At 59.8% G+C, this 264-nt stretch carries 1 protein-coding gene; it reads right to left on the reverse strand.

From position 1 onward, the window contains the following. Window positions 1–264: hypothetical protein (locus SB658_RS24695; RefSeq protein WP_410603031.1), on the reverse strand; the 264-nt coding region annotated here is incomplete at both ends.

A 264-nucleotide genomic window follows, 5' to 3' on the forward strand; every position in this document is an offset into this window, starting at 1 on the left:
GGATTGGGTATCTGATCGCGTTCGATCCAGCTGAGCGCGGGCAGGCGATCGTGAGCGCCGATCTTAGAACAGGCAAGGGGGCGAGCGGCTCGGGGTTTCGACGGCCCCGCTGGCGGTGGCCTGGTGTAGTTCGATGGCTCGTGCTGGCGATCCTCCGTGCGTGACATTGGAATTTTCGCCATCTCATGCGGAATTGCTTGTCCCGGCGTTGACAGGTCGCCGCCGAAATAGAAATTTCCCGGGTTCATTACTTTATCCAGGGAG

This window comes from Bacillus sp. SIMBA_008, from assembly GCF_046535495.1.
Classification (GTDB): domain Bacteria; phylum Bacillota; class Bacilli; order Bacillales; family Bacillaceae; genus Bacillus; species Bacillus subtilis.